The sequence below is a fragment of the Salipiger sp. genome (genome assembly GCF_059781815.1).
The window spans coordinates 1-4178 of record NZ_JBYNAH010000311.1 but is presented as its reverse complement, the minus strand read 5'-3'; the positions used below and the strand labels follow the sequence as shown (position 1 = coordinate 4178).

Sequence of the window (4178 nt, the reverse complement as noted above, 5' to 3'; positions counted from 1 at the left end):
AAGGCCGACGAGGCGATGCTGGTCGAGGACACCGTGACCCTGCCGATCCAGGTCAACGGCAAGCGCCGCGGCGAGCTGACCGTGCCCAAGGACATGCCGAAGGAAGAGATTGAAAAACTCGTCCTGGCGCATGAAGCTGTGGAGCGGACCCTGCAGGGGGCCGCGCCGAAGAAGCTGATCGTTGTCCCGGGCCGGATCGTCAATGTGGTTGCCTGATCGCAGAACCTTTCTGATCTCTCTCGCAGCCCTCGCGGGCTGCGGGTTCACGCCGGTCTACGGGCCCGAGGGCGGAGGCACCAAGCTGCTGAACGCCGTGGCCTTGCCCGAGCCCGACCGGCGCTACACCTATGATTTCAACGCCCGCTTCGAGGAGCGGCTCGGCCGCGCCTCCGGCCCCTACATGCTGAAACGGCGGGTGCAGGTCGAATCGAACGGCCTTGGCTCGCTGGCCGACGGCCAGACCACCCGCTACCAGCTCACCGGCCGTGCGACCTACAGTCTGAGCCTCGTGGACAGCGAGGAGGTGCTGATCTCGGGCCAGACCGACGCCTTCACCGGCTATTCCGCCACCGGCTCCACCGCCTCGACGCAGGCCGCCGAGCGCGACGCCAAGCGCCGTCTGATGGTGATCCTCGCTGATCAGGTCATCGACCGGCTGCTGCTCGACGCGGACAAGCTGCCGCAATGAAGCTGACCGGGCGCGACGCACAGGCCTTCTTCCGCAAGCCCGACCCGTCGCGTGCGGGGGTGCTGCTTTATGGCGAGGACGCGATGCGCGTCGCCCATCGCCGGCAGGAGGTCATCGGAGCGCTGGTCGGCCCCGAGGGCGAGGCCGAGATGCGCCTCACCCGCATCCCCGCCAGCGAGCTGCGCCGCGACAGCGCCATGCTGCTCGACGCGATCAAGTCGCAGGGCTTCTTTCCCGGGCCGCGCGTGGCCTTTGTCGAGGATGCGACCGACGGTCTGACGGATGTCATCAAGACGGCGCTCGACGAGTGGCGCGAGGGCGATGCCCAGATCATCGTGACCGCCGGGCAGCTGGCGGCGAAATCCAAGCTGCGTAAGCTCTTCGAGGGCTTTCACAACGGCCTCGCCATCGGCATCTATTCCGACCCGCCGGGCCGCGACGAAATCGAGGCGGCGCTGAAGAAGGCCGGGCTCGAGCAGGTCGACCGCGCCGCCTTCGAGGCGCTCGAGGGCTATGCCCGGGCGCTCGATCCGGGCGATTTCCGGCAGGTGCTGGAGAAGGTCGCGCTCTACAAGCTCGACGATCCCGAACCGCTCACCCCGCAGGAGGTGGCGCTCTGCGCCCCGGCCTCGATCGAGGCCGAGCTCGACGACATCCTCAACGTCGTGGCCGAGGGCCGCAGCGCCGAGATCGGGCCGCTGGTGCAGCGGCTCGAGGGGCAGGGGGTCAACCCGGTGACGCTGCTGATCATGGCGATGCGCCATTTCCGCGTGCTCTACGCGCTGGCCTCGGCGCAGGGCGGCCCGCAGGCCGGGCTGCAGCGCCTGCGCCCGCCGCTTTTCGGCCCGCGCCGCGACCGCATGCTGCGGCAGGCGCAGGGCTGGTCCGCCGACCGGCTCGAGGCGGCGCTGGGCATGCTGATGGACACCGACCTCTCGATCCGCTCTGCCGGGCAGCGCGCCCCCGCCATGGCGCTGGTCGAGCGCGGCTTCGTGCGCCTCGCATGGCTCTGCAACCGCCGCTAAAAGCCCTTGCGCGCCCGCAGCTTGCGCGGGAGCGCCTCTGCGCTTAGGGTCGCGCCGCGAGGCAAGGGAGCCCAGGGATGCAGCATGAATTTCCGGTCCGGGTTTATTACGAAGACACCGACATGGCGGGGATCGTCTACCACGCCAACTACCTCAAGTTCATCGAGCGGGCGCGCTCGGAATGGGTCAAGGGCATGGGCGTCGACCAGAATGCCCTGCGCGAGCACGAGGGCGTGGTCTTTGTGATCCGCCGCATCGAGGCCGATTTCCGTTCCTCCGCGCGCTTCGACGACGAGCTGGTGGTCGCGACGAGGGTGCAATCGGTCAGCGGCGTGCGGCTGGTGCTGCACCAGGAGGTGCAGCGCGACGGCGAGGCGTTGTTCACCGCCGAGGTGACGCTGGTCACCATGACGCTCGATGGCCAGCCGACCCGGCTGCCGGAGCAGATCCGGCGCAAGGTGCACTGAGATGCGCAGCCGCCGCACGGTGCACGTGATCTCGGCCCATGCAGAGGGCGAGGTCGGAGACGTGATCGTCGGCGGCGTGACCCCGCCCCCGGGCGAGACGCTCTGGGAGCAGAGCCGCTGGATCGCCCGCGACGAGAGCCTTCGCAATTTTGTCCTGAACGAGCCGCGCGGCGGCGTCTTCCGCCACGTGAACCTGCTGGTGCCGCCCAAGGATCCCCGCGCCGACGCCGCCTTCATCATCATGGAGCCCGAGGACACGCCGCCGATGTCGGGCTCGAACTCGATCTGCGTCTCCACGGTGCTGCTCGACGGGGGCATCCTGCCGATGACCGAGCCGGTCACCGAGCTGACCCTCGAGGCGCCGGGCGGGCTGGTGCGGGTGCGGGCCGAGTGTCGCAACGGCAAGGCCGAGCGCATCTCCGTGCAGAACCTGCCGAGCTTTGCCGGGAAGCTTGACCAGCCGCTCGAGGTCGAGGGGCTGGGCACGCTCACCGTCGACACCGCCTATGGCGGCGACAGTTTCGTGATCGTCGATGCGGCGGCGCTGGGGCTGTCCATCGCGCCGGACGAGGCGCATGACATCGCCCGGCTGGGGGTGCGGATCAGCGATGCCGCCACCGAGGCGCTGGGCTTCCATCATCCGGAAAACCCTGACTGGCGGCACATCTCCTTCTGCCTCTTTGCCGGCGCGCTGGAGCCCGGCCTGGATGGGCTCGAGACCGCCGCCGCGGTGGCGATCCGCCCCGGCAAGGTCGACCGCTCTCCCACCGGCACGGCGCTCTCGGCGCGCATGGCGGTGCTGCACGCGCGCGGGCGCATGGCGGTCGGAGACCGGCTCGGCGTGCGCTCGATCATCGGTTCGCGCTTCGAGGGGCGCATCCTCGGGGCCTGTTCGGTGGGCGGGGTTCCGGCGATCCGCCCCGAGATCTCGGGGCGCGGCTGGATCACCGGCATCCACCAGCACATGCTCGATCCCGACGATCCCTGGCCCGGCGGCTACCGCCTGTCCGACACATGGGGCGCCCGCTAGGCGGAGTTGCGCCGTCAAAACCCTGTTACGAAGGGCTTTCATGGGCCTGATGACGCCAATGTGTTGGCGTTTGCGCTGCAAATCCGCTAGAATCGGCGCTAACGAGAGCCCAGTGAACACGGGCCCGATGAGGAAGAGCAGGCTTATGGATCCACAAACCCTCCAGCTCGCGCAGGAGATCGACTTCTCCATGTGGGGGCTGTTCGCGCGCGCCACCCTGACGGTGAAACTGGTGATGCTGATGCTGGTGCTGGCATCGGTCTGGGGCTGGGCGATCATCATCGAGAAGATCGTCAGCTATCGCCGCGCCCGCCGCGAGGCGGCCAAGTTCGACCGCGCCTTCTGGTCCGGCGAGCCGCTCGACGAGCTCTATGACCAGATCGGCCCCGAGCCCAAGGGCCGAGCGCAGCGCGTCTTTGCCGCCGGCATGACCGAGTGGCGCCGCTCGCATCGCGACGATGGCGGGCTGATCGCCGGCGCCCATGCCCGCATCGACCGCTCGATGGACGTGGCAATCCAGAAAGAGGCCGAAGACCTGCAGCGTGGCCTTCCAGTGCTGGCGACCGTCGGCTCCACCGCGCCCTTCGTCGGCCTCTTCGGCACCGTCTGGGGCATCATGCACGCCTTCATCGAGATCGCCGCCCAGCAGGACACCTCGCTGGTGGTCGTGGCGCCCGGCATCGCCGAGGCGCTCTTTGCCACCGCGCTCGGCCTTGTCGCCGCCATTCCGGCGGTGATCTTCTACAACAAGCTCTCGGCCGATGCCGACCGCATCATCTCGGGCTACGAGGCCTTCGCCGACGAATTCTCGACCATCCTCTCGCGCCAGCTGGACGCCTGAGCCATGGGCGGAGGGGTGATGAAATCGGGCGGAGGCGGCGGCAGCCGCCGGCGGCGCCGCAGCGGCGGCAGAGCGCAGCCGGTTCACCAACTCGTCCATCGTGACCTCGGTGGTCTGGATCATCACG

The 4178-nt window shown here is 69.0% G+C and carries 6 protein-coding genes; all 6 read left to right on the top strand.

What is annotated here, in order from left to right; translation table 11 throughout:
- Nucleotides 1–216, top strand: a 216-nt coding sequence (locus tag AC6RA4_RS23655; RefSeq protein ID WP_500164472.1) for a hypothetical protein, incomplete at its 5' end; no start/stop codon positions are given.
- Nucleotides 203–688 (top strand): LPS assembly lipoprotein LptE, encoded by a 486-nt coding sequence (gene lptE, locus AC6RA4_RS23650; protein WP_500164470.1) that lies wholly within the window; start codon nt 203–205, stop codon nt 686–688. The genes AC6RA4_RS23655 and lptE, both read left to right, overlap by 14 nt.
- On the top strand, nt 685–1713 hold the full coding sequence (gene holA / locus AC6RA4_RS23645; RefSeq protein WP_500164468.1) for a DNA polymerase III subunit delta: 1029 nt from the start codon (nt 685–687) through the stop codon (nt 1711–1713). Before lptE ends, holA begins: the two co-directional genes overlap by 4 nt.
- Nucleotides 1714–1790: 77 nt before the next feature.
- Nucleotides 1791–2180: a tol-pal system-associated acyl-CoA thioesterase gene (gene ybgC, locus AC6RA4_RS23640; RefSeq protein WP_500164466.1), complete on the top strand. Its 390-nt coding sequence runs from the start codon at nt 1791–1793 to the stop codon at nt 2178–2180.
- A gap of 1 nt (nt 2181) precedes the next feature.
- Nucleotides 2182–3210, top strand: coding sequence for a trans-3-hydroxy-L-proline dehydratase (locus AC6RA4_RS23635; RefSeq protein ID WP_500164464.1), 1029 nt, complete (start codon nt 2182–2184; stop codon nt 3208–3210).
- Between the two features lie 145 nt (nt 3211–3355).
- Nucleotides 3356–4051 (top strand): protein TolQ, encoded by a 696-nt coding sequence (gene tolQ, locus AC6RA4_RS23630; protein ID WP_500164462.1) that lies wholly within the window; start codon nt 3356–3358, stop codon nt 4049–4051.
- Nucleotides 4052–4178: the final 127 nt, after the last annotated feature.